This is a genomic window from Staphylococcus sp. IVB6240 (assembly GCF_025558425.1).
In the GTDB taxonomy this organism is placed as follows: Bacteria; Bacillota; Bacilli; order Staphylococcales; family Staphylococcaceae; genus Staphylococcus.
Genome location: NZ_CP094718.1, coordinates 1,388,550 through 1,412,099, shown reverse-complemented (window position 1 = coordinate 1,412,099; position 23,550 = coordinate 1,388,550). Strand labels below are relative to the sequence as shown.

Genomic DNA, 23,550 nt, shown 5'->3' with positions numbered 1-23,550 from the left:
GTTATGCACAAAAATATTAAAAATCAAAAAGTAGGTTGATGATTTTATGAGTGAAAATAAGGAGTTAGTACGGGGGACGTTTCTATTAACGGTAAGTATTTTAATCACTAAAATACTTGGGATTCTTTATGTAATTCCGTTTTACCGTATTATAGGAGGCGCTGATAATTTAGCACCTTATAACTATGCTTACGGCCCTTATAATATTGCGATAGCAGTTGCAACAGCTGGTGTTCCATTGGCAGCATCAAAATATGTTGCAAAGTATAATGCGCTTGGCGCGTATCGTGTCAGTCAAAAATTGTATAAATCGAGTTTTATTGTAATGGGAATTACAGGTGTACTTGGTTTTGTAATGTTGTATGCATTATCTCCAACCATTGCAGCAATAACAGTTACAAATAATTCGGATCAAAGTGCAGGTTGGACAGCAGATCAAATTACAAGTGTTATTCGTACCATTAGTTTTGTTGTTATCTTTATTCCGATTCTTGCGACTTGGCGAGGGGTTTTCCAAGGATATAAGTCTATGGGACCAACAGCAGTTTCTGAAGTCATTGAACAAATTGCACGAATTATTTTTATTTTAGTAGGAAGTTATCTAGTCTTAAATGTTTTTGATGGTTCTATGTTATTAGCGAACAGTATTGCAACATTCGGTGCGGCAATTGGTGCCATTGCAGCGATTCTAACGCTATGGTGGTATTGGATTAAACGTCGTAAAGGTATTCAAGAAATGGTTGCATCTGATACAACAGGTATTGATGTCTCTTATAAAAATATGTATAAAGAGATCATTTCATACAGTATTCCTTTTGTAATTGTGAGCTTAAACTATCCATTGTTTATGATTGTAGACCAATTAACACACAACAATGCATTAGATGTGGCTGGTATTTCATCTGGTATGCAAGATATGTATTTCACTATTTTGAATATGACAACAAATAAAATTGTCATGATACCGACATCACTAGCGGCAGGATTTGCAATTAGCTTAATTCCATTTATTACGAAAACATATGAAGAAGGTAATTACGCGGAAATGCATAAGCAGATTCAAACATCTATCGGTGTTTTAATGTTTATCACAGTTCCAGCATCATTAGGGATCATGGCGTTAGCAGTACCGTTATACACTGTCTTTTATGAATACAGCCTTGAAGGAAGTCGCTTGTTATTCATTTATGCACCTGTGGCAATATTGATATCATTGTTAAGCGTGATCGCTTCTATGTTACAAGGAATCAATAAGCAAAAACTCACAGTTTCTATTATATTAGGTGCTGTCTTGATTAAATTGTTATTGAACCACCCATTAATTGTTATGTTCCATACTGCGGGGGCAATACTTAGTACAGCCATTGCACTCTCGTTTGCGATTATTGCAAGTTTTGTCGTTCTAAGAAAGTACGCACGTTTCCATTTCTCAGATACGTTCTATGATATTGGTAAAATATTGATTTGTGGATTTTTAATGATGATTATTGTAGAAGTTGTTTACTTTGGGTTACAATTCTTAATTTCTCCGGCAAGTCAATTCGGTGCATTAGTTATTACGATTATATGCGCATTAGAAGGTGTGATCGTGTACACAGTTCTTACATTTAAAACAAGACTTGCTGATAAGTTTCTTGGTGATACAGCAAATAGAATTAGAAGAAAGTTAGGTTTTGCTTAATGCGAATTGATAAGTTTTTAGCAAATATGGGAGTGGGCACACGTTCAGAAGTTAAAAATTTATTAAAAAAAGGTCAGGTTGTTGTTAACGATGTGGTTATAAAATCACCGAAGCAACAAATTGATCCAATTAGTGATCAAGTAGAGGTAGCGGGAGATCGCATTATATATGAACCGTTTGTTTATTTGATGTTAAATAAGCCAGCAGGTGTGATTTCTGCTACTGAAGATGATCGTCATCAAACAGTGATTGATTTAATTGATGGGTATGACCATTTGGATTTATTTCCTGTTGGACGATTAGATAAAGATACAGAAGGCTTATTATTGATTACAAACGATGGAAATTTTAATCATCGTATTATGAGTCCGAACAAACATGTTCCGAAACGTTACTTTGCAGAGTTAGCACATGCTGTTGATAAAAGTGCGATACAACGATTTGAAGAAGGTATTACTTTGAAAGAAGGGCTTTTGCAACCCGCGCATCTAGAAATTTTACCAAATACAAATCAAGCGCTTGTTACAATAACTGAAGGGAAATATCATCAAGTTAAACGTATGTTTCATGAAGTGGACAATGAAGTCGTTTATTTGAAAAGGGAAGCGATTGGCCAGTTAGAGCTTGACCCATTATTGCATCTAGGTGAATATCGTAAACTTACAGAAAAAGAACTTAGTTTTTTTGATTAAGTTTATAAAGAAATGTTTAAACCTTTAGATATAGGGAAAACATATCAAAACAATAGAGGTGATAATTATGGCAAATTCTAAAAATGTATTAAAAGCAGCAATCGGTATTGGTGGCGCAGTTGCTGCAGTTGTTCTTTCTAATAAAAACCGTCGTGATAAAGTAAAAGAAACATATGATCAATATAAGGAAAATCCTGAAGAGTATAAACAACTTGCTCAAGAAAAAGCAGCGAAATTTGGATCAATTGCTACTGAAGAAATTAATAAAGTAAAAGAAGATCCAAAAGCTTATGTTGATTCAATTAAACAAGATCCAAAAGCCTTTATTAACGATAAGAAATCACAATTATTAGATGAAAAAGACCAAGTGCCAGCAGTAAATGAGGCTGACTTTGTATCTGAAGGTGGCGGAGATGCGTCACAAAATCTTAATGAGAAAACAAAAGAAGTTTTAAAAAACAAAGAAGAGAATAATAAGTAATGATTAATGGACTGGAGCCTGATAAAAAGGTTCCAGTTTTTGTTATTTGTTCTATATCATAAGCACTTCTTTTATATTTATTTGTCAGAAAATTGTAACATGTGATACATTTTTAGTATCGTTTCAAATAAAAATCATGTAAAATGAAAGATACAACTCGATTAGAAAGAAGCTGAGACATATGTGGAGAGAAAAAGTTAAAGAATATGAAGATCAAATGATCGAAGACTTAAAAGGACTGCTAGCGATCCCATCGGTTAGAAATGATGATGAAGCAACGGAAGATGCACCGGTAGGTCCAGGTCCCAAAGAGGCGCTTGAATACATGTATCAACTTGCTAAGCGCGATGGCTTCGAAACGTTTGATACAGATCACTTGGCTGGTCGTATTGAAGTAGGTAAAGGGGATGACCTGTTTGGTATATTAGGTCATGTTGATGTTGTACCTGCTGGAGACGGCTGGGATTCTGATCCATTTACACCAGTTGTCACAGAAGATCGAATTATTGCCAGAGGAACTTTAGATGATAAAGGTCCAACCATTGCAGCGTATTACGCAGTTAAAATTTTAAATGATATGAAAGTAGATTGGAAAAAGCGTATTCATATCATTATTGGTACAGATGAAGAGTCTGATTGGAAATGTACGGACCGTTATTTCCAAACGGAAGAAATGCCTTCAATTGGTATTGCACCTGATGCAGAATTCCCACTCATTCATGGTGAAAAAGGGATTACAACATTTGACATCCAACAAAGTGCGCTTGCACAAGATGATGATGAACCAGAGATTGAGTTACATCACTTCAAAGCAGGGGAACGTTATAATATGGTACCAGATGAAGCATATGCACAGTTGCTAGTGAAGGAAAATATGACGCATACGATCCAACAATTTGAGGCATTTTTAACAGAACATCAACTTGAGGGTAGTCATGAAGTAGAGAATGGTATTCTAAAATTAACAGTTTACGGTAAAGCAGTGCATGGTATGGATCCATCTATTGGTGTGAATGCGGGACTATTTTTAATTCATTTCCTTAACACACTCAACCTTGATCAAACAGCACTTAATTGGACAGCCTTTAGCGAACGTTACCTTTATGAATCTCATTTTGGTGAAAAGTTAGGTATGAAATATCATACAGACCAAATGGGTGATTTAACAACGAATATTGGAATTTTAACATATGATAAATCACAAGGTGGTTCATTTGGTGTTAACTTACGCTATCCGGAAGGCTTTGACTTTGATACGGAAATCCGTAAGTTTAAAGATGAAGTGAAGGCACTTGGTTTTGAATTAAAAATAGGAAAAGTCCAACAACCTCATTTTGTTGATCCAAGTGATCCATTTATTCAAAAACTTTTAACAGCATATCGTAATCAAACAGGAGATATGTCACCTTCATATACAATCGGTGGTGGGACATACGCACGAAATCTTGATAAAGGGGTTGCATTTGGTGCGATGTTTGACGACTCAGAAGATTTAATGCATCAAAAAAATGAATATATTACGAAAAAGCAATTATTTAATGCGACGAGTATTTATTTAGAAGCGATTTATTCAATTTGTGTGGAGGGATGAGGATGACAAAAGTTTTAGTCAATGATGTATTGGTTGATGAACAAGAAGCAAAGGTAGCTTTTAATGACAGAGGGTATAATTTTGGAGATGGTATTTATGAATATGTACGTCTCTATGATAATAAATTATTTACAGCGAAAGAGCACTTTGAACGTTTATTAAGAAGCGCTCAAGAAATTGGGCTAGATATTGATTACACTGTCGAGTCATTAACAGAATTAGTGCGTAAGCTTGCTGAAGCAAATGGTGTGACAGATGGTGGTGTATATATGCAAATTACAAGAGGGGCTGCACCAAGAGATCATGCTTTCCCAACGCCTTCTGTTGAACCAGTCTTTACTGCATTTGTTAAAGAGTATGAACGTCCAACTGAAAAACTTCAGAATGGGGTATCAGTGGTGACAACTGAAGATATTCGATGGTTACGTTGCGACATTAAAAGCTTAAATTTATTAGGCAATGTACTTGCGAAAGAGTATGCAACGAAATATAATGCGGCAGAAGCGGTTTTACACCGTGACGGCACAGTAACAGAAGGTGCTTCGAGTAATGTCTTTGCAGTGAAAGATGGTGTCGTGCACACACACCCTGCAAACAATCTCATTTTAAATGGTATTACTCGACGTGTGATTCAATGGGTTTGTGAAGATGAAAATATCACTTTAAATGAAGAACCTTTTACAGTGGAATTTTTAAAACAAGCAGATGAAGTGATTTTTTCTAACACTTCAGATGAAGTCATGCCTGTTGTAAAAATTGATGGTGATGTTGTAAATGATGGCGAAGTGGGTCCAATTACACGTAAACTACAAGCAGGATTTGAACGTTATATTGCTTCACATTCACATTAAAAATATTTAAATTAGACACAAATAAAATAAATACAACTGTTTCATGACATATCTTTGAGATACTCAAGTAAAAAGACACATTTTGTGTTTCATTTTTGGTTGAAAAAATTGCGTAATAACTATACACTTATTAATGAGTCTAAAAATAGTACGTATATAAAAAAACGAAAAATGAAATGACTATATTTAAAATAAATTCAATTATAGTAAATGGCAATAACGTGTCGTATCAGATGAGTGATAATGTATGATATGCATGATATATGCCGGGGTGGGACATTAATTACTCATATCAACTATGAGATATTTGTCCCACTCCCTTTTCTCTTTGAAAGTGAGGTGAACATGTTGTGGAGCAGTTTTATCAGTTAGGTTGGACGTTAGATTCAGCAGGTGGTGTATCTGGAGAAGCATACATGGCTGAACAAGATGGTCAAAAATTATTCTTAAAAAGAAATTCTAACCCATTTATTGCTGCCTTATCAGCTGAGGGGATTGTCCCTAAGCTTGTATGGACTAAAAGAATCGAAACCGGTGAGGTTGTTACAGCACAGCACTGGAAAAATGGCAGAGAATTAGATGCCGATGAAATGGGGCAAGCACGCGTTGCACAATTATTAAAGAAAATACATCGTTCCCAACCATTACTGACAATGTTAAAACGCATGGAAATGGCGCCGATTACACCGGAAATCATGCTGCATAAAATTAATGCCTCTCTATCAAGGGAAGTATTAACACATCATGTTGTTCGAAAAGCACTCATTTATTTAGAAGACCACATGCCTGACTTAGATCCAAGATTCTTCACAGTCGTACACGGAGATGTGAATCATAATAACTGGTTATTGTCAGATAAGGACGAGTTATATCTTGTTGACTGGGAAGGCGCAATGATTGCTGACTGGGCAATTGACATTGGTATGTTGCTCTACAACTATGTTCCAGAAAGTCAATGGGCACAGTGGTTAGAAACATATGGCGTCAAAGAAACACTTGATCTTAAAAAACGTATGAAGTGGTATACTGTGATTCAATCAATTGGTATGATTCAATGGAGCGAAGAACATAAGCGATTTAAAGAGATGAACACATGGCTTGAATTTTTAAATGATGTCATGAAAAGTAATTTATTCATATAAGGAGTTAACAATCATGAGAATGCGACATAAGCCATGGGCAGAAGATTATTTGCGTGAGCATCCAGACATTGTAGATATTGATTGTAACCATGCAAAGTCCGTAACGAAATGGTTTGATAATGGTCAACCAATTCATATCGAAGTTGGATCAGGTATGGGCCAATTTATTACAACACTTGCTGCTCAAAATCCAGATATCAATTATATTGCGATTGAACGCGATAAAAATGTCATGATTCGTGTATTAGATAAAGTAAGAGAAAAAGGATTAACCAACATCAAACTACTTTGTAATGATGCTGTCGTACTAACTGATTATTTTGAGACAGACGAAGTGGCACGTATTTATCTAAACTTCTCTGATCCATGGCCTAAGACACGTCATGCAAAGAGAAGGTTAACTTATCACACATTTTTAACTATCTACCAACAAATCCTGCATCCAGATGGTGACATTCATTTCAAGACTGATAACAGGGGACTGTTTGCTTATAGTCTAGAAAGTATGTCTCAGTACGGTATGTATTTCACAAAGATAAACTTAAATTTGCATGAAGAAGATGCAGAAAACAATATTGAAACAGAATATGAACATAAGTTTTCACAAAAAGGCTCACGTATCTATCGAATGGAAGCTAAGTTTCATTCACCTTATAATGAATCGTAATGTCATGTAGTATCACTCTTCAATGAGAGAGTGGTACTTTTTTATTTTTATTTGAAGAATAGCTTACTTTAAAGATAAAATAGAGTTAACCATAAGGGGGGATGCGCAATGAAATTAGGTAAATTTCAGATTGATGTATTGAATGGGGGAGATGTACAGATGGATGGTGGTGCTATTTTTGGTGTAGTACCTAAGCCGTTATGGTCAAAAAGATATCCATTCAATGAGAAGAATCAAGTGCCTTTGACAACACACCCACTTTTAATTAGAACGGATGATTGTCGAATTGTGATTGATGCAGGCATTGGTAAGGACCGTCTTACAGATAAGCAAAAACGCAATTATGGTGTGGGTCAAGAGGGTGCGATTGAAAGCAGTTTAGCAAAATTTGGATTGACTGTTGAAGATATTGATATGGTATTGATGACACATATGCATTTTGATCATGCGACAGGATTGGTAGATGAAGCGGGTCATGCAACGTTTCCTAATGCGCGTCATTATATTCAACAAGATGAGTGGCACGAGTTTGTAAGTCCAAATATCCGTAGCAAAGCAACCTATTGGCCTGCGAACCGTGGAGATTACGAAAAACGCATGATTTTATTTGAGAAGACGTGTACACCATATCCGGGTATTACGATGCATCATACTGGGGGACATAGTTTTGGACATGCTGTGATCGAACTTGAGAGTGAGGGTGAGAAAGCAGTTCATATGGCAGATATTTTATGTACTGCAGCACATGCGAATCCTTTATGGGTGTCAGCGTATGATGATTATCCGATGCAATCGATACGTGCGAAAGAGCGTTTAACGCAAAAATATATTTTAGATGACTACTGGTTTTTATTTTACCATGATGTGAATTACCTCGCTGTGAAGTTTGATACGGATGGTAAGTCATTGAAAGAAACTATTGAACGTCCAAAATTTGGTGAGGAAGAGGCATAAAGATAAAAAAGACATTCGGTATCGAAATCTCTAGTGTTTCGTAGCGAATGTCTTTTTAGCATTATATTCAGTTGATACTATACTTCAATAATATCGATAACTTGGCCGTCATAGGCATCAGCAATGAAAGTGTACTGATAAGTTTTTCCATTGCGTATGGCACTAATACCGCCTTTATAAACTTCATATTCAATACCAAACTTACGATAAAGCGTCGGCTCATAAACAATAAATGATCCGCTCACATCTTGAAAGTATTCTTTAACAGATTCGATGACTTTTTCAGCAGGGTAGTAGCTTTGTTTATTTTTATTTAGTGTATAAAAATAACTACCAGTCATAATAATACCAATTGTAATTGGAATCATTAAAGGCCAATTCTTTTTAAAATTTGTCAATGATATCGCCCCCCATAAAAACATAATTCTAGTGTACCACAGCTAAGATGTTATACTAAAGTGAGAACTTATCAGAAAAATAAAGAGGAGGGCGTGTCTATGACAGAAAATACAATGACACATATAAAAAAGTTAACTGAAATGCATGGTGCCCCTAACTTTGAGCATCGTGTACGAGATTATATGAAACAAGCTATGACACCATTTGTTGACGGATTTGTTGATGATCGCATGGGTGGATTTTATGGTGTAAAAAAAAGTAAGAATCCAAATGCACAACGTGTGATGGTTGCGGCACATATGGATGAAATTGGTTTTATGATTACAGAAATCACAAAACAAGGCTTCATAAAGTTTACGGCATTAGGTGGTGTCGCTAATGATATATGGCAAGGGCAGCGTTTAAAAGTTTTAACACAACAGGATGAAGAAATTGTTGGTGTTGTGGCGAATATCCCAAAACATTTTAGAACTGGACAAGAAGGCGCTCCGAAAATTGAAGATTTACTTTTGGATATTGGTGCAAGTTCTCCAGAAGAAGTGAATGAACGAGGCATTGCTATTGGGGACCCGATTGTTCCACAAACAGAGTTAATCCAATTATCAGAACATCGCTATGCTACTAAAGCTTGGGATAACCGTTACGGCTGTGTGATTGCGATTGAATTATTAGAACAACTCAAAGATGTAGAATTAGATTTTGACTTATATGTTGGTGCTAATGTGCAGGAAGAAGTTGGACTAAGAGGTGCGCGTGCTGCCGCAAACTTAATTCAGCCTGATATTGCTTTTGTCGTTGACTGTTCACCTGCTAATGACATGAAGGGGCGTCAAGGATTATCAGGTGTATTGGGTGATGGTGCATTACTTCGCATTAAAGATGGAACAATGTTATTAAAGCCAGCATTCAAACGATTTTTAATGAACGTTGCAGAACAACATGATATTAACTATCAACATTATATTTCACCAGGAGGTACAGATGGTGGGGCAATTCATCAATCTGGTATTGGTGTACCAACTGCGGTAATTGGTGTTTGTGCAAGATACATTCACAGTAGCGATGCAGTTTTTGATATTCGAGATTACGAAGCTGCGAGAACCTGGCTTCTTAAATCAGTTCAATCATTGGACGAACAAGTCATAACGAAGTTACAATACGAAATATAATTTTAAGGAGTTGTGATCAAGATGAAAAATTTAGAAACACTAGAACAATATCAATCATTAAAACAAGAAGAAACTGTTTTCTTATATTCAGCAGATTGGTGTCCTGATTGCCGTGTGATTGAACCAGGATTACCAGAAATTGAAGAAAAGTATTCACAATTCAATTTTGTAAAAGTCGATCGTGATCAATTTGTAGATTTAGCCATTGAAGAAGGCGTAATGGGTATTCCAAGTTTCTTAGTATATAAAAATGGTGAACGTGTCGGTGATTACATCGGTAAAGAACGTAAATCAATCGAACAAATTGATACTTTTTTAAGTCAATTTTAAGTATTTAGCTCGTGGAGGAACGCTCTAGGTTTGTGTAGAATCCAAAGTAAAGCGTATCTTTGACGAGCCTCTTTTCATACATCAGAATTCGAGGTTGGGGCAATTTCACATAATCGAGATTTTTCTTATCTCAAACCTCATCAAAAATAAGCCATTTAAAATTTCGATATCATGTCATTTGGATGAGTCATACACTGATATTCAAGATGAGATGAAATTCCACAATGATAAAGCAAGATTTCAACCCTTAGGACGTACGTTTTTTCTAGTCCTAAGGGTATATTTATTGTAAACTAGTATAAGGCATGAAATTAGGAGTGAAAAAATGAATGTCTTTAAAATGAGGGATTTATTAAAAACACGATTAAATCATTTAGAAGTTGCTTATCAATTTAATCGCGATAAAGAATCACTAAGAATTTATCGAACAGATAATCAAAAAGGTGTTACAGTAAAACTATCGCCAATTGTTGCAAAATATAATAAAGGCCAACAAGAAATTGTTGATGAAATCATTTATTATGTAGAAGAAACAATTTCTCAAATGCAAGATGAAGCGACAAAGACACTCGATGATATTAAAATTTTACCAGTCATTCGTGCGACAAGTTTTCATGAAAAAACACCGGATGGCCATCAGTTTATGACTGATGAACACACAGCAGAAACGCGTATTTACTATGCTTTAGATCTTGGGAAATCTTATCGTCTCATCGATGATAAAGTACTTAAAGATTTAAATCTTACAGAACAACAAGTACGTGAGATGGCCACATTCAATGTCCGTAAATTAGATATTAATTATAAAACGGATGAAGTTAAAGGGAATTTATTTTATTTCTTTAATACGAATGATGGATATGATGCAAGTCGTATCCTAAATAAAAAATTACTACAAGAATTTGAAGAGAAATGTGAAGGTGAGATGCTTGTTGCTGTTCCGCATCAAGATGTACTCATCATTGCGGATATCCGTAATCATACAGGCTATGATGTGATGGCACATATGACTATGTCATTCTTTACGAACGGTCTTGTACCGATCACTTCACTTTCATTGAGTTATCAAGATGGAAAATTCGAACCAATCTTTATATTGGGCAAAAATAATAAGAAAAAATCTGCACAAGAGCCAAATGTGGTTCAACATTTACGTGCAACTAAAGATATAAATACTGAAGAATAGGAGCAATTGCGAAATGAATTTATTTTATAATCCAACAGGTGTTGGTAACGTGGCATTTGTACAATTAGAAGTGGTAGAAGGTCCATTTGATTATGAAAAATCAGGTGATGTTGTAACAATTAAAAAAGACGATAAAGTCGTTGGATTCAATATTTTTAATGCATCTGAATCACTAAATATTGATGGAACAGGACACATTAAAATGACGGATGCATTATTGTCAGAAATTCAATCTGCACTTCAATCATCAGGTGTTGAGACAGAATTAGAAGTGGACTTATCACCTAAATTTGTGATTGGTTATGTTCAAGAAAAAGAAAAACATCCAAATGCGGATAAATTAAGTGTTTGTAAAATTGATGTCGGAACTGAAGTTTTACAAATCGTTTGTAGTGCACTAAACATTGAACAAGGCCAAAAAGTTGTAGTTGCTAAAGTAGGTGCTGTGATGCCAAGTGGTATGATTATTAAAGATGCAGAACTACGTGGTGTCCCATCAAGTGGCATGGTATGTTCTATGAAAGAACTAGATTTACCAAATGCACCTCAAGAAAAAGGTATTATGGTATTAGAAGATTCATATCAAGTAGGTCAATCATTTTTTGAAGAATAAGGAGAGGGTGTGAACAAATGAGCTGGTTTGATAAATTATTTGGCGAAGATGAAACGTCATCAAAAACGCAACATTCATCCCAAAAGCGTTCACAACACCCGTCTAAACGAGAAACATCTCGTGAACTCATTCCACAAACAAATGATATATATCAACGTCCGAGAGGCAAGTTTCGATTTCCGATTGATATGCATGATGACTTTAATCATGATGAAAGCTCTGAACCAATGTCACAACAACAAAAGTATCATCATGAAACACAACAACGTGCCTCGGAGCGCCCGTCGTATACATTAGATAGGACACAAAGAAGGCATCGTCATGGCGTGCGTATCAAAAATGCTTATGAACCACAAGAGACGCCACGACAGAATTCAAGAAATCAGACTGTAGATAGCTATAATTATCGAAAAACAGATGTTTATCGTGCAAATGGTAAACGTGAGCGTCAACGTGAGGATGAGACAAGGCCGCAATATCATCGTCCAGAATTTAGAGCATCAGAAGTACCATCAGCTATTTTTGGAACAAAGGAACGACGTGAAATCAAAAATAGTGGGCTTAGAAAACCATTACATACACAATCACAAAAACAAAGTGATGGTTCAATGATAGCTACGCGTTCTGCTTCGTCCCATTTATCTTCAAATGATAAGACAAGTAGTAAGAAGCAAACACCAAACTACTCTAAGCGTGATAATACAATTAATATTGAGAATATCTATGCCTCTCAAATCGTGGAAGAAATTAGGCGTGAGAGAGAGAAAAAAGCATTACAAAAGAAACGTTTTAAAGCATCTTTAGAGCAAAAGAGAGCTGCACAAAAACAGGAAGATGACTCTGATATTCAAAATGCAATTGATAACATGTATGCCCAACAAGCAAAACAGTTATTGGGCTCAAAATATGAATCTTATGAAATAATCGATTCACATACTGATGATTCATTAGAAATAGGCAATCAACAAGCTGAAATGGTTGATGATCGTTCAGATGTGGCAGTACATGATGATTATCACTATGAAGAAGTTGATTTGTCACAGTATGAAGATGAATCAGTGGAAGAAAGTGATGTGTCTGATATCAATAATAGGAGTCATGTCGCATCTGAAACAGAGGGATCAGATGATTTTGAAACGGCTCAAAGTGAAATTGAGGTACATACTAACACTTCTGAAGTAGATCAAGATAATGTTGAAAGATCACTAGAAGAAATACAGCCAGATGATTTTGAAACAAATGACGTATCGCAGGTTGATGAAGCGGAAGCACATGATGATTTCATTGATAGAAAGTCTAGTGACACGATTACTGAAGAAATTGATAATGCGGCTGAATCGGAAGAAGATCAGCAACGTAATACTATTGATGAAAAACAAACGGTGGTTGCGCCAGTATTGAAACCAACGCTTTCAAGTAAAGTTGAAACAGGTCACGATGGTGAATCAGAAACTGTAATAAATAATGAAACAACAGAGAATCAAAATTCAGTAGTTTCTGAAGATGACACTGATAATGAAACTACTAAAGATGAACAAGTACAAGATGTAACAAAAACGCATGAAAGCTCAAATAATGTAACGTCAAAAACAGAGATATCTCATTCATCAGGAGAACGTCCTGTACGACGCAAATCAAAACCGTTCAATGTTGTCATGACACCATCTGATAAGAAAAAACATATGGAACGTCAAAAGCAGGCAGCTCAAACTAGAACTGTACCTGTAACTGAACCAACGGAAGTGCAGAACACGTCTCAACAAAGTTCTGAGCGCGTATCAAGTCCAGAAATTGTTGAACCGACTGCTCAAACTTCTCATCAGCAACAAGAATCACAAACACCTGAGAAAAAAATTCGTAGAGGCCCAATGATTCAATTGCCAAGTTTAGATTTATTAGATGCACCTGAAGTGCACGAGCGCGACGAATCATGGATTTCTGAGAAGAAACAAGAATTAAACGATGCTTTTTATTACTTTAATGTGCCAGCAGAAGTTGTGAATGTAATCGAAGGACCTAGTGTGACACGTTTTGAACTTTCTGTTGAAAAAGGTGTAAAAGTATCACGTATCACAGCCTTACAAGACGATATTAAAATGGCATTAGCTGCTAAAGATATTCGTATTGAGGCGCCAATTCCTGGTACAAGCCTTGTTGGTATTGAAGTGCCTAATCAGAACCCAACAAAAGTGAATTTGCGTGCAATTATTGAATCCGATAGTTTCAAAAGTGCTTCTTCAAAACTAACAGTGGCAATGGGGAATCGAATTAATAATGATCCATTACTCATGGATATTGCTAAAACCCCGCATGCATTGATTGCAGGTGCAACCGGTTCAGGTAAATCAGTTTCTATTAATAGTATTTTGGTGTCATTACTATATCGAAATCATCCAGAAGAACTGAAGCTACTACTCATTGATCCAAAGATGGTCGAGTTAGCGCCGTATAATGGCTTGCCACATCTTGTCGCACCTGTTATTACAGATGTTAAAGCAGCGACACAAAGCTTGAAGTGGGCTGTAGAAGAGATGGAAAGACGTTACAAACTATTCGCACAAGCACATGTCCGAAATATCACAGCATTTAATAAAAAAGTAAGCCATGATAAGCGTATTCCTAAAATTGTCATTGTCATCGATGAATTAGCAGACTTAATGATGATGGCACCGCAAGAAGTGGAACAATCTATTGCACGTATAGCACAAAAAGCACGTGCATGTGGTATTCATATGCTTGTGGCAACACAACGTCCATCTGTAAACGTTATCACAGGTCTTATCAAAGCAAATATTCCTACTAGAATCGCATTTATGGTATCATCAAGTGTGGATTCAAGAACAATTTTAGATAGTGGTGGTGCAGAACGATTACTTGGATATGGTGATATGCTTTATCTAGGTGGCGGTATGAACAAACCTATACGTGTTCAAGGAACGTTCGTTTCAGATGAGGAAATCGATCGCGTTGTTGACTTCATTAAGGCACAACGCGGACCGGAATATTTATTCCAGGAAGAAGAGTTACTCAAGAAAACAGAAACACCACCAAAAGATGATTTATTTTATGAAGTATGTGAGTTCATGGTCCGTGAGCAAAGTATTTCAACGTCGTTAATACAACGTCATTTCCAAATTGGATACAATCGAGCGGCACGTATTATCGATCAATTAGAACAATTAGGTTACATTTCTGGTGCAAATGGATCAAAACCGAGAGATGTGTATCTAACAGAAACTGAGTTAAACGAACTATAAAAGAGGAAAGGAGCGATTGTGTCATGACGAAATACCATTTTGTTGGTATCAAAGGATCTGGAATGAGTTCATTGGCCCAAATTTTATTTGATTTAGGTCATGAAGTACAAGGTTCAGATATCCAACAGTACGTATTTACGGAAATCGCATTAAAAAACAAAGGGATTACGATTTTACCCTTCACGGCAGACAATATTAAAGAGGGGTTAACCGTAATACAGGGGAATGCTTTCGCTGATACACATGAAGAAATCGCTCGAGCACATGAACTCGGACTTAAAGTCATTCGCTATCATGACTTTTTAAGTGAAGTAGCAAATCAATATATTTCAGTCGCAGTAACAGGTGCACATGGTAAGACATCCACAACCGGCTTATTATCACACGTGATGAATGGAGATAAGAAAACATCATTTTTAATTGGTGATGGGACAGGTATGGGGCTTCCGCAAAGTGAATATTTTGCATTTGAAGCTTGTGAATATCGTCGTCACTTCTTAAGCTATGCACCAGACTATGCCATTATTACAAACATTGATTTTGATCATCCAGATTATTTTAAAGATGTGAACGATGTCGTTGATGCGTTCCAAGGCATGGCGAAAAATGTGAGAAAAGCATTGATTGCTTGGGGAGATGACCCTTATGTCAAATCAATCGATGTAGACGTTCCAGTCTATTATTATGGATTTGATGAATCTATGGATGTCTATGCTAAAAATATTAAAATTACAGATCAAGGGACAGCCTTTGATGTTTATGTGAGAGGAGAATTCTTTGATCATTTTGTTTCTCCACAATATGGTGATCACACAGTATTGAATACTTTAGCAGTTTTTACAATTGTATATTTAGAAAAGCTGAATGTTGAAAATATTAAAGATGCGCTTATTACATTTGGTGGTGTAAAACGTCGCTTTAATGAAACAGTGGTACACCAACAAGTGCTTGTAGATGATTATGCACATCATCCAAGAGAAGTGAGTGCAACAATCGAAACAGCTAGAAAAAAATATCCGAATAAAGAAGTCGTTGCGATTTTCCAACCGCATACTTTTTCAAGAACAAAAGCATTTTTACAAGAATTTGCTGATGTATTGAATCTTGCAGATCAAACTTATTTATGCGATATTTTCGGTTCGATTCGTGAAGACTCAGGGGAACTAACAATTAATGACCTATTAGCACTTGTTGACAATGGTCAATTAATTTCTGAATCGGATGTTTCAATATTAAAGCAGCATGATGATGCAGTACTACTGTTCATGGGTGCAGGAGATATTCAAAAAGTTTTAAAAGCATATATGGAAGAAGTTGGGATTGACCCCGTTTTTTAATGTTTGACCTTGACAAGGACGGGTAATTATATAAAATAAATAGCATAATTAAATGTCATTAGGAGGCGTTTTCGAATGGAATGGATTTTACCAATCGCAGGGATTATCGCAGCAATCGCATTTTTAATTTTATGTATCGGTATTGTTGTGGTATTAGTATCTGTCAAAAAGAACTTAGATCATGTAGCAAAAACACTTGATGGTGTTGAAGGACAAATCCAAGGTATTACACGTGAATCTACAGACTTATTACACAAAGCCAATCGTTTAACTGAAGATATCCAAGGTAAAGCAGACAGCTTAAACTCAGTTGTTGATGCTGTTAAAGGTATTGGTAATTCAGTTCAAACATTAAATGGTTCAGTTGATCGTGTGACACATTCGATCACACACAATATTTCACAAAATGAAGACAAGATTTCTCAAGTTGTTCAATGGTCAAATGTGGCAATGGAAATTGCTGACAAATGGCAAAATAGACAAGCACGTAGAGATCACGTTACTAAAAAATAATTTTTTAAAGTAGGGCTGCTATAAAATTCTATGCAGTCCTATTTTTTTTAAGCGCAAAAGGTGCTATTCTATTAGTAAGTATACATCTATAGATGCGGGGGAATTAAGTTTTTAGATGGAGTAGTTGAGGAGGATGTTAAGATGAAAAAAAAGGATCAAAAGTTAAATTCAAAATATCAAAATCAAGCGAAGAATATGGACTTTGCTGTGAGTTTTATTGCAGGTACATTGATTGGTAGTGCTGTTGGTTATGCCATTAAACCTTTTGTGAATCGTGCAGTTGACTATACACAAGAACATGAATTAACTAATTTTGATAAGCAAACAAAAAGAATTCGCCAAGAAGCACAACGAAAAGCAGACGACATCAAAGTGAAAGCACAACAGATTAAAGAACAAGCGCTTGGTAATAGCAAAGATGACTCACCTAGCAATGCTGAGCGTGAAGCACAAAAACGCGCAATTAAACAGGAAATTGATTCAGATAAATTAGAAGCACCAAAAGCAGCGACATATCACTTTACTGCTGAAAAAGACAAACCTGTTTCATTATCTGAATTAAAAGCAAGACCGTTCTCAGGTGAAACGTCTGAAGTAAAAGCAGCGAAGAAAGAAGAAACGTCAGTATCATCATTAGCAGCAATGCGTCAAGCCATGGCCGTAGATAAGACGTCAAAAGCAGAAGATAAACCTGTAGTAGAAGCACCAAAAGCAGCGAAGAAAGAAGAAACGTCAGTATCATCATTAGCAGCAATGCGCCAAGCAATGGCCGCAGACAAGACGCCAATAGCAGAAGAAAAAACTGTAGTAGAAGCACCAAAAGCAGCGAAGAAAGAAGAAACATCGGTGTCGTCATTAGCAGCAATGCGCCAAGCAATGGCTGCAGATAAAACACCAAAAGTAGAAGAAAAAGCTAAAACAGAACAACCTAAAACACAATCTGTTGAACAAAGAAATCCACAGACACATCGTGAAGCTAGATTTGAAAATGGTGTGATTACGCATGAAGCAGCGAAATCACCGAAGAAACCAGTGAAGAAACAAACGAAAAAAGCATCTTCAAATACGAAAAAAACAACAAATAATAAAGCTACGGCTAAAAAACGTAATAGTAAAGTAGAAAAACATACATTTAAAAAATAATGAAGTACTGTAAAAGTCATTGTTGTATTCTAATACGGGATATAGCAGTGACTTTTAATGTGAATTTTCTAAAAATTTAATAAATATTGTTTCCAAAGGTTGCAAAAGGCGTTTATACCTGTTAAGATACTAAATATCCGATAGAACATTTTATCGCTTTAAAGTATATAAGAAATCCGTTGAGGTGACACATATGGTAAATAAGTTAGAACAATACAGAGCAGAAATAGAAGAAATTAATGACCAAATACTTGAATTACTCTCAAAAAGAGGTCATTTGGCACAAAAAATAGGTGAAGAAAAACGCAAGCAAAGTACAGTAATCTATGACCCACAACGTGAAAAAGAAATGCTAAATACTTTGATTGATAAAAACCAAGGGCCGTTTAATGATAATGTAATCAAACAATTATTTAAAGAAATTTTTAAAGCATCAACTGATTTACAAAAATCAGATAATGAAAAACACTTATATGTATCGCGTAAGTTAAAACCTGAAGATACAATCGTTCACTTTGAAAATGGTGGTTTGATTGGTGAAGGACATAAATCATTCGTATTTGGACCATGTTCAGTTGAATCATATGATCAAGTAGAAGCTGTCGCAAAAGATTTACATGCAAAAGGTGAGAAGTTCATTCGCGGTGGTGCATTTAAACCAAGAACATCTCCATATGATTTCCAAGGGCTAGGAGAAGAAGGTCTGAAGATTTTAAAACAAGTGAAAGATAAATACGACTTAAACGTTGTCAGTGAAATTGTACACCCAAATCACTTTGAAATTGCAGATCAATATTTAGATGTATTCCAAATTGGTGCACGTAATATGCAGAACTTTGAACTTTTAAAAGAGGCAGGACGCACGAATAAGCCTATTTTATTAAAAAGGGGCTTGAGTGCAACGATTGAAGAGTTTATCTATGCAGCTGAATATATTGCTTCTCAAGGCAATCAAAACATTATTCTTTGTGAACGTGGTATTCGAACATATGAAAAAGCAACACGTAATACATTAGATATTTCAGCTGTTCCAATTTTAAAACAAGGGACACATCTTCCAGTCCTTGTAGACGTTACACATAGTACAGGACGTAAAGATATTATGCTTCCTGCAGCAAAAGCAGCTTTAGCGATTGGTGCAGACGGTGTGATGGCAGAAGTACATCCAGATCCATCAGTGGCATTAAGTGATAGTGGTCAGCAAATGGACTTAAATGAATTCAATGCTTTTTACAATGAGATTAAGCCATTATCTGATATGTACAACCAAAAGAAACTAAAATAATAAATTAAATAATTTGTTTTAAAAACGCAATGAAGTCGATGTAAAGATTTCGTTGTGTTTTTTAAATTAATAGTGACAAAAATTTGACAAGAAAGCGTTTTATATTTTATCCTATACAAAGTTGTGCTAAACTATGAAAATGATATGAAAACAAGTTATAATAACATAGATAACGCTTACAAGGAGGGTTTAAAAATATGACTGTCACTATATATGATGTTGCACGTGAAGCAAATGTTTCTATGGCAACGGTTTCACGAGTTGTCAATGGTAACCAAAATGTAAAACCAGCAACACGTGATAAAGTTAATGAAGTAATTAAACGATTAAATTATCATCCTAATGCTGTTGCAAGAGGTCTTGCAAGCAAAAAAACAACTACTGTAGGTGTCATTATTCCTGATATTTCTAATATTTATTATTCAGAATTGGCTCGCGGTATTGAAGATATAGCGATGATGTATAAATATCATACAATCATCTCTAATTCAGATGATGATCCGAAAAAAGAGGAAGAAATATTCAATAATCTATTAAGCAAACAAGTAGATGGCATCATTTTCCTTGGTGGAACAATTACAGATGCTATACAAGAGCAAATTAAGCAAGCGTCTATTCCAGTTGTCGTTTCAGGGACAAATGGTAAAGAAGCAGATATTTCTTCGGTTAACATCGATTTTGTAAAAGCAAGTGAAGAAGTGACTGAAAAGTTGCTTGATTCAGGTGCGGAAAAGTTTGCTTTTATTGGCGGAGGCTATTCAAAAGTTGCTCAAGAAGAAGTCGGTAAAGGCTTAAGAAATACTTTAGAAAAACATGGTCTTTCAGTAGACGATCATCTTGTATATGTTGGTGATGAAACATATAAAGATGGCTTACGTGCTTTTGAAGTCATTAAAGATTCTAAACCAGATGCCGTCTTATCTATAAGTGATGAACAGGCCATTGGTGTTGTTCACGGTGCATTAGATAACGGATTAAGCGTTCCAGAAGATATTCAAGTGGTAAGTTTCAATAATACACGACTTGTAGAAATGGTACGTCCGCAATTATCCAGTGTCATTCAACCACTTTATGATATCGGTGCAGTTGGTATGAGATTACTTACTAAATACATGAATAAAGAAGATGTTACAGATAAAAATGTGACATTACCTCATACAATCCGCTATAGAGGAACAACAAAATAATTCATAGAGAAGCAATGTTTGCTGAAAAGCAGCATTGTTTTTTTATGTCCGAAAACGAACAACACATATGATATTTACGGTTTATTTGTTCGTTCAAATCTTTCTTGATCAGAATATGCTGATATTGTTCGACAATTGGCAGTGAGTCCGTTATTATATGATTAGATAGATATGTAAAACGTTTACATATCTAAAAGATGAATTAAGGGGCTGAATATTGTGAGTCATTTATCAGATTTAGAAATTGCAAATCAAGCAACACTTAAACCAATTAAGGAGATTGCTGATAAAGCTGGAATTGCTGAAGAAGCTTTAGAACAGTACGGGCATTACAAAGCTAAAATTGATATTTCTAAAATCCAAACAAAAGGTAAAAAGGGGAAAGTTGTTCTTGTCACAGCGATGAGCCCAACACCTGCTGGAGAAGGGAAATCAACAGTAACTGTAGGTTTAGCTGACGCATTCCAACACATTGATCAAAATGTTATGGTAGCACTACGTGAACCTGCACTTGGACCTACTTTTGGTATTAAAGGTGGCGCAACAGGTGGCGGTTATGCACAAGTATTACCTATGGAAGATATCAATTTACATTTCAATGGTGACTTTCATGCGATCACAACAGCGAACAATGCATTATCTGCATTTATAGACAACCATATTCATCAAGGAAATGCTTTAGGTATTGATCAAAGACGTATTGAATGGAAACGTGTATTAGATATGAATGATCGTGCATTACGTAATGTTGTAGTTGGCCTTGGTGGTCCAACTCAAGGTGTGCCACGTGAGGATGGATTTAATATTACGGTTGCATCTGAAATTATGGCGATTTTATGCTTAAGTACTGACATTATGGACTTAAAAGCAAGTATTGCTAAAATTACTATCGGTTATACACGCGATCGCCAACCAGTTACTGTTGAAGATTTAGGTGTTGAAGGCGCATTAGCCATGATTTTAAAAGATGCGATTAAGCCTAACTTAGTACAAACTATGGAAGGGACACCAGCTTTAATCCATGGTGGACCATTCGCGAACATTGCACACGGTTGTAACTCAATTATCGCGACAGAAACTGCACGTGACTTGGCAGATATCGTTGTAACAGAAGCAGGTTTTGGTTCAGATTTAGGTGCTGAGAAATTCATTGATATTAAAGCACGTAAAGCTGAATTTGAACCAGATGCAGTTGTACTTGTGGCAACAATTCGTGCGCTTAAAATGCATGGTGGCGTAGCTAAAGATAACTTAAAAGAAGAAAACGTTGAAGCGGTAAAAGCAGGTATTGCCAACTTAGACCGTCACGTTAACAATATCCGTAAATTTGGTGTTGAACCAGTCATTGCTTTAAATGCATTTATTCATGACACAGATGCTGAATTTGAAGCTGTACAACAATGGGCAAAAGACAATGACGTGCGCTTATCATTAACAGAAGTATGGGAAAAAGGTGGTGCAGGTGGCGTTGACTTAGCGAAAAAAGTACTTGAAGTTGTAGAACAGCCACAAACATTCAAACACTTATATGAATTAGAACAACCGTTAGAAGACAAAATTGAAACAATCGTAAAAGAAATCTATGGTGGTTCAAAAGTTACATTCACATCAAAAGCACAAAAACAATTAAAACAATTTAAAGAAAATGGTTGGGACCATTATCCAATCTGTATGGCTAAAACGCAATATTCATTCTCAGATGATCAAACAAGATTGGGTGCACCTTCAGATTTCGAAATTACAATTCGTGAACTCGAAGCGAAAACAGGTGCAGGATTTATCGTTGCATTAACAGGTGCGATTATGACAATGCCTGGTTTACCAAAACAACCAGCAGCACTTAAGATGGGCGTAACAGAAGATGGACATGCGATTGGTTTATTCTAATTAATTAAAATAAAATATAATAATAAAGAAGCGATACCAAGATGGTATCGCTTCTTTATTATTAAGGTTGGAAATGTTTTGGAATATCGTAGTTTAAAGCACTTTGATATTCTTTTGAACTAATCATATTTTCAATCAGCATACGTTTTAAAACATAGTGCTGTCTATGGATAGAAGGCGCTAATTCTTCTTTGGAACGTATGTTACCATTGGCGTCGAACGGCGTGTAGTAATAAGGGCTTTGCAATAGACCAGTAAGATATGCAGATTCTGCTAAGTTCAAAGTACTTGGAGGTTTGCCAAAGATACCGTATGATGCAGACGTAATCCCGGTAATATGCTGACCATTCGTATCCAAGCCAAAAGGTACACGGTTTAGGTATGTGTATATGATTTCTTCCTTTGTCATCAGTTTTTCAACACGTAATGCATAGACAATTTCTTTTGCCTTTCTATCATATGTGCGTTCACTAGATAGTAATTGATTTTTAATTAATTGTTGGGTGATGGTACTGCCTCCCGTTGCATATTGATGTTGGAATACATCTTGATATATGGCACGCAAGACTGCTTTAGGTAAGACACCATTATGTAAATAAAATTGATCATCTTCAGCAGCTACAAGTGCTGATGTCACATAAGGGGAAACCTCAGAAGGACCAGCGATCAATGCGGGTTCTGGTGCATCGTATAGTGCGATAAGATCTGTATGTACTGTTTTGACAGGGGGCATTTCAGGTAACTTTGTCACATTCTGTATCAATGTCACATCATCTAATGATTGTGATTCGGATACAAGACTTGTAAAGTAAATAAACATAATACCAATCATAACGAGGCAGACGAATATGAAGAGTGCAAGTGATGTGAAAATAATACGTTTCATGCGATCAAAAAGTTGATCAAATCGTGCAATGAAAAAAGTTAAGTTTTTGGTTGATTCCTGTTTTTCACTCATCACAATCGCACCTCCAGTTGTCCATATTATAGCATATCTTTTTCGGAATATTTTTATTGGATATTACGGTTGACATATGTTAAAGTTCATATATAATGATTTAAAAAATATATTTATTGGGATAGAGGACAAGTAGCAATTAACTATACAGTGCAGAGAGTTAGTGGTTGGTGAGAACTAACGTATAATAATATGTGAATACACCTCCATAGTTAATTCCAACGTTT

At 35.8% G+C, this 23,550-nt stretch carries 21 protein-coding genes; 19 read left to right on the top strand and 2 right to left on the bottom strand.

Annotated elements, in window-relative coordinates; all coding sequences use genetic code 11:
* The first annotated feature begins 46 nt into the window (after positions 1 to 46).
* The 8 genes from MUA88_RS06875 (at position 47) to MUA88_RS06840 (ending at position 8,059) form a co-directional block, all read left to right on the top strand.
* Complete coding sequence (locus MUA88_RS06875; RefSeq protein ID WP_262603448.1) at positions 47 to 1,681, top strand: putative polysaccharide biosynthesis protein; 1,635 nt, start codon at positions 47 to 49, stop codon at positions 1,679 to 1,681.
* A complete protein-coding gene (locus tag MUA88_RS06870; RefSeq protein WP_262605287.1) occupies positions 1,681 to 2,373 on the top strand; it encodes a pseudouridine synthase in 693 nt (230 codons plus the stop codon). Before MUA88_RS06875 ends, MUA88_RS06870 begins: the two co-directional genes overlap by 1 nt.
* A 67-nt stretch (positions 2,374 to 2,440) precedes the next feature.
* Positions 2,441 to 2,854 carry a YtxH domain-containing protein gene (locus MUA88_RS06865; protein ID WP_262603446.1) on the top strand — a complete coding sequence of 138 codons (414 nt, stop codon included), beginning with the start codon at positions 2,441 to 2,443 and terminating at the stop codon, positions 2,852 to 2,854.
* Between the two features lie 181 nt (positions 2,855 to 3,035).
* Entirely contained in the window at positions 3,036 to 4,445 is a 1,410-nt protein-coding gene (gene pepV / locus MUA88_RS06860) for a dipeptidase PepV (protein ID WP_262605286.1), read from the top strand.
* A gap of 2 nt (positions 4,446 to 4,447) precedes the next feature.
* Positions 4,448 to 5,296, top strand: a complete 849-nt coding sequence (gene dat, locus MUA88_RS06855) for a D-amino-acid transaminase (protein ID WP_262603444.1) — start codon at positions 4,448 to 4,450, stop codon at positions 5,294 to 5,296.
* A 350-nt stretch (positions 5,297 to 5,646) separates the two neighbouring features.
* Positions 5,647 to 6,438, top strand: a complete 792-nt coding sequence (locus MUA88_RS06850; protein WP_262603443.1) for a phosphotransferase family protein — start codon at positions 5,647 to 5,649, stop codon at positions 6,436 to 6,438.
* A 13-nt stretch (positions 6,439 to 6,451) separates the two neighbouring features.
* Positions 6,452 to 7,105 carry a tRNA (guanosine(46)-N7)-methyltransferase TrmB gene (gene trmB, locus MUA88_RS06845; RefSeq protein WP_262603442.1) on the top strand — a complete coding sequence of 218 codons (654 nt, stop codon included), beginning with the start codon at positions 6,452 to 6,454 and terminating at the stop codon, positions 7,103 to 7,105.
* Positions 7,106 to 7,213: 108 nt separating this feature from the next.
* On the top strand, positions 7,214 to 8,059 hold the full coding sequence (locus tag MUA88_RS06840) for a YtnP family quorum-quenching lactonase (RefSeq protein ID WP_262603441.1): 846 nt from the start codon (positions 7,214 to 7,216) through the stop codon (positions 8,057 to 8,059).
* Between the two features lie 77 nt (positions 8,060 to 8,136).
* On the opposite strand, the gene MUA88_RS06835 is transcribed toward MUA88_RS06840, so the two are convergent.
* Positions 8,137 to 8,457, bottom strand: coding sequence for a hypothetical protein (locus MUA88_RS06835; protein WP_262603440.1), 321 nt, complete (start codon positions 8,455 to 8,457; stop codon positions 8,137 to 8,139).
* Positions 8,458 to 8,556: 99 nt separating this feature from the next.
* Here MUA88_RS06835 and MUA88_RS06830 point away from each other — a divergent pair, with 99 nt between their 5' ends.
* The 11 genes from MUA88_RS06830 to MUA88_RS06780 all read left to right on the top strand — a co-directional run bounded on the left by MUA88_RS06830 (position 8,557) and on the right by MUA88_RS06780 (position 22,365).
* Positions 8,557 to 9,627 (top strand): M42 family metallopeptidase, encoded by a 1,071-nt coding sequence (locus MUA88_RS06830; RefSeq protein WP_262603439.1) that lies wholly within the window; start codon positions 8,557 to 8,559, stop codon positions 9,625 to 9,627.
* 21 nt (positions 9,628 to 9,648) lie between these two features.
* Positions 9,649 to 9,957, top strand: a complete 309-nt coding sequence (locus MUA88_RS06825) for a thioredoxin family protein (RefSeq protein ID WP_262603438.1) — start codon at positions 9,649 to 9,651, stop codon at positions 9,955 to 9,957.
* A 325-nt stretch (positions 9,958 to 10,282) separates the two neighbouring features.
* A complete protein-coding gene (locus tag MUA88_RS06820; protein WP_262605285.1) occupies positions 10,283 to 11,143 on the top strand; it encodes a DUF1444 domain-containing protein in 861 nt (286 codons plus the stop codon).
* Positions 11,144 to 11,156: 13 nt separating this feature from the next.
* Entirely contained in the window at positions 11,157 to 11,756 is a 600-nt protein-coding gene (ytpR, locus tag MUA88_RS06815) for a YtpR family tRNA-binding protein (RefSeq protein WP_262605284.1), read from the top strand.
* A gap of 17 nt (positions 11,757 to 11,773) precedes the next feature.
* Positions 11,774 to 15,013, top strand: a complete 3,240-nt coding sequence (locus tag MUA88_RS06810; RefSeq protein ID WP_262605283.1) for a DNA translocase FtsK — start codon at positions 11,774 to 11,776, stop codon at positions 15,011 to 15,013.
* A 23-nt stretch (positions 15,014 to 15,036) separates the two neighbouring features.
* Positions 15,037 to 16,350 (top strand): UDP-N-acetylmuramate--L-alanine ligase, encoded by a 1,314-nt coding sequence (gene murC / locus MUA88_RS06805; RefSeq protein ID WP_262605282.1) that lies wholly within the window; start codon positions 15,037 to 15,039, stop codon positions 16,348 to 16,350.
* 75 nt (positions 16,351 to 16,425) lie between these two features.
* Complete coding sequence (locus MUA88_RS06800; RefSeq protein WP_262603433.1) at positions 16,426 to 16,863, top strand: DUF948 domain-containing protein; 438 nt, start codon at positions 16,426 to 16,428, stop codon at positions 16,861 to 16,863.
* A gap of 141 nt (positions 16,864 to 17,004) precedes the next feature.
* Positions 17,005 to 18,006, top strand: a complete 1,002-nt coding sequence (locus tag MUA88_RS06795) for a hypothetical protein (protein WP_262605281.1) — start codon at positions 17,005 to 17,007, stop codon at positions 18,004 to 18,006.
* 193 nt (positions 18,007 to 18,199) lie between these two features.
* A complete protein-coding gene (locus tag MUA88_RS06790) occupies positions 18,200 to 19,291 on the top strand; it encodes a bifunctional 3-deoxy-7-phosphoheptulonate synthase/chorismate mutase (RefSeq protein WP_262603431.1) in 1,092 nt (363 codons plus the stop codon).
* 197 nt (positions 19,292 to 19,488) lie between these two features.
* Entirely contained in the window at positions 19,489 to 20,478 is a 990-nt protein-coding gene (gene ccpA, locus MUA88_RS06785) for a catabolite control protein A (protein ID WP_262603430.1), read from the top strand.
* A gap of 219 nt (positions 20,479 to 20,697) precedes the next feature.
* Positions 20,698 to 22,365, top strand: coding sequence for a formate--tetrahydrofolate ligase (locus MUA88_RS06780; protein ID WP_262605280.1), 1,668 nt, complete (start codon positions 20,698 to 20,700; stop codon positions 22,363 to 22,365).
* 61 nt (positions 22,366 to 22,426) lie between these two features.
* Here MUA88_RS06780 and MUA88_RS06775 read toward each other — a convergent pair whose 3' ends face one another.
* Positions 22,427 to 23,323 (bottom strand): biosynthetic peptidoglycan transglycosylase, encoded by an 897-nt coding sequence (locus MUA88_RS06775; protein WP_262603428.1) that lies wholly within the window; start codon positions 23,321 to 23,323, stop codon positions 22,427 to 22,429.
* Positions 23,324 to 23,550: the final 227 nt, after the last annotated feature.

Bases quoted from the DNA above. Each gene is read 5' to 3' on its own strand.
- pepV (WP_262605286.1), top strand. From the start codon at position 3,036: ATGTGGAGAGAAAAAGTTAAAGAATATGAAGATCAAATGATCGAAGAC.
- MUA88_RS06830 (WP_262603439.1), top strand. From the start codon at position 8,557: ATGACAGAAAATACAATGACACATATAAAAAAGTTAACTGAAATGCAT.
- MUA88_RS06865 (WP_262603446.1), top strand. From the start codon at position 2,441: ATGGCAAATTCTAAAAATGTATTAAAAGCAGCAATCGGTATTGGTGGC.
- MUA88_RS06795 (WP_262605281.1), top strand. From the start codon at position 17,005: ATGAAAAAAAAGGATCAAAAGTTAAATTCAAAATATCAAAATCAAGCG.
- MUA88_RS06790 (WP_262603431.1), top strand. From the start codon at position 18,200: ATGGTAAATAAGTTAGAACAATACAGAGCAGAAATAGAAGAAATTAAT.
- MUA88_RS06800 (WP_262603433.1), top strand. From the start codon at position 16,426: ATGGAATGGATTTTACCAATCGCAGGGATTATCGCAGCAATCGCATTT.
- MUA88_RS06820 (WP_262605285.1), top strand. From the start codon at position 10,283: ATGAATGTCTTTAAAATGAGGGATTTATTAAAAACACGATTAAATCAT.
- MUA88_RS06810 (WP_262605283.1), top strand. From the start codon at position 11,774: ATGAGCTGGTTTGATAAATTATTTGGCGAAGATGAAACGTCATCAAAA.
- trmB (WP_262603442.1), top strand. From the start codon at position 6,452: ATGAGAATGCGACATAAGCCATGGGCAGAAGATTATTTGCGTGAGCAT.
- MUA88_RS06875 (WP_262603448.1), top strand. From the start codon at position 47: ATGAGTGAAAATAAGGAGTTAGTACGGGGGACGTTTCTATTAACGGTA.
- MUA88_RS06870 (WP_262605287.1), top strand. From the start codon at position 1,681: ATGCGAATTGATAAGTTTTTAGCAAATATGGGAGTGGGCACACGTTCA.
- MUA88_RS06775 (WP_262603428.1), bottom strand. From the start codon at position 23,323: ATGAGTGAAAAACAGGAATCAACCAAAAACTTAACTTTTTTCATTGCA.
- MUA88_RS06825 (WP_262603438.1), top strand. From the start codon at position 9,649: ATGAAAAATTTAGAAACACTAGAACAATATCAATCATTAAAACAAGAA.
- ytpR (WP_262605284.1), top strand. From the start codon at position 11,157: ATGAATTTATTTTATAATCCAACAGGTGTTGGTAACGTGGCATTTGTA.
- dat (WP_262603444.1), top strand. From the start codon at position 4,448: ATGACAAAAGTTTTAGTCAATGATGTATTGGTTGATGAACAAGAAGCA.
- MUA88_RS06840 (WP_262603441.1), top strand. From the start codon at position 7,214: ATGAAATTAGGTAAATTTCAGATTGATGTATTGAATGGGGGAGATGTA.
- murC (WP_262605282.1), top strand. From the start codon at position 15,037: ATGACGAAATACCATTTTGTTGGTATCAAAGGATCTGGAATGAGTTCA.
- ccpA (WP_262603430.1), top strand. From the start codon at position 19,489: ATGACTGTCACTATATATGATGTTGCACGTGAAGCAAATGTTTCTATG.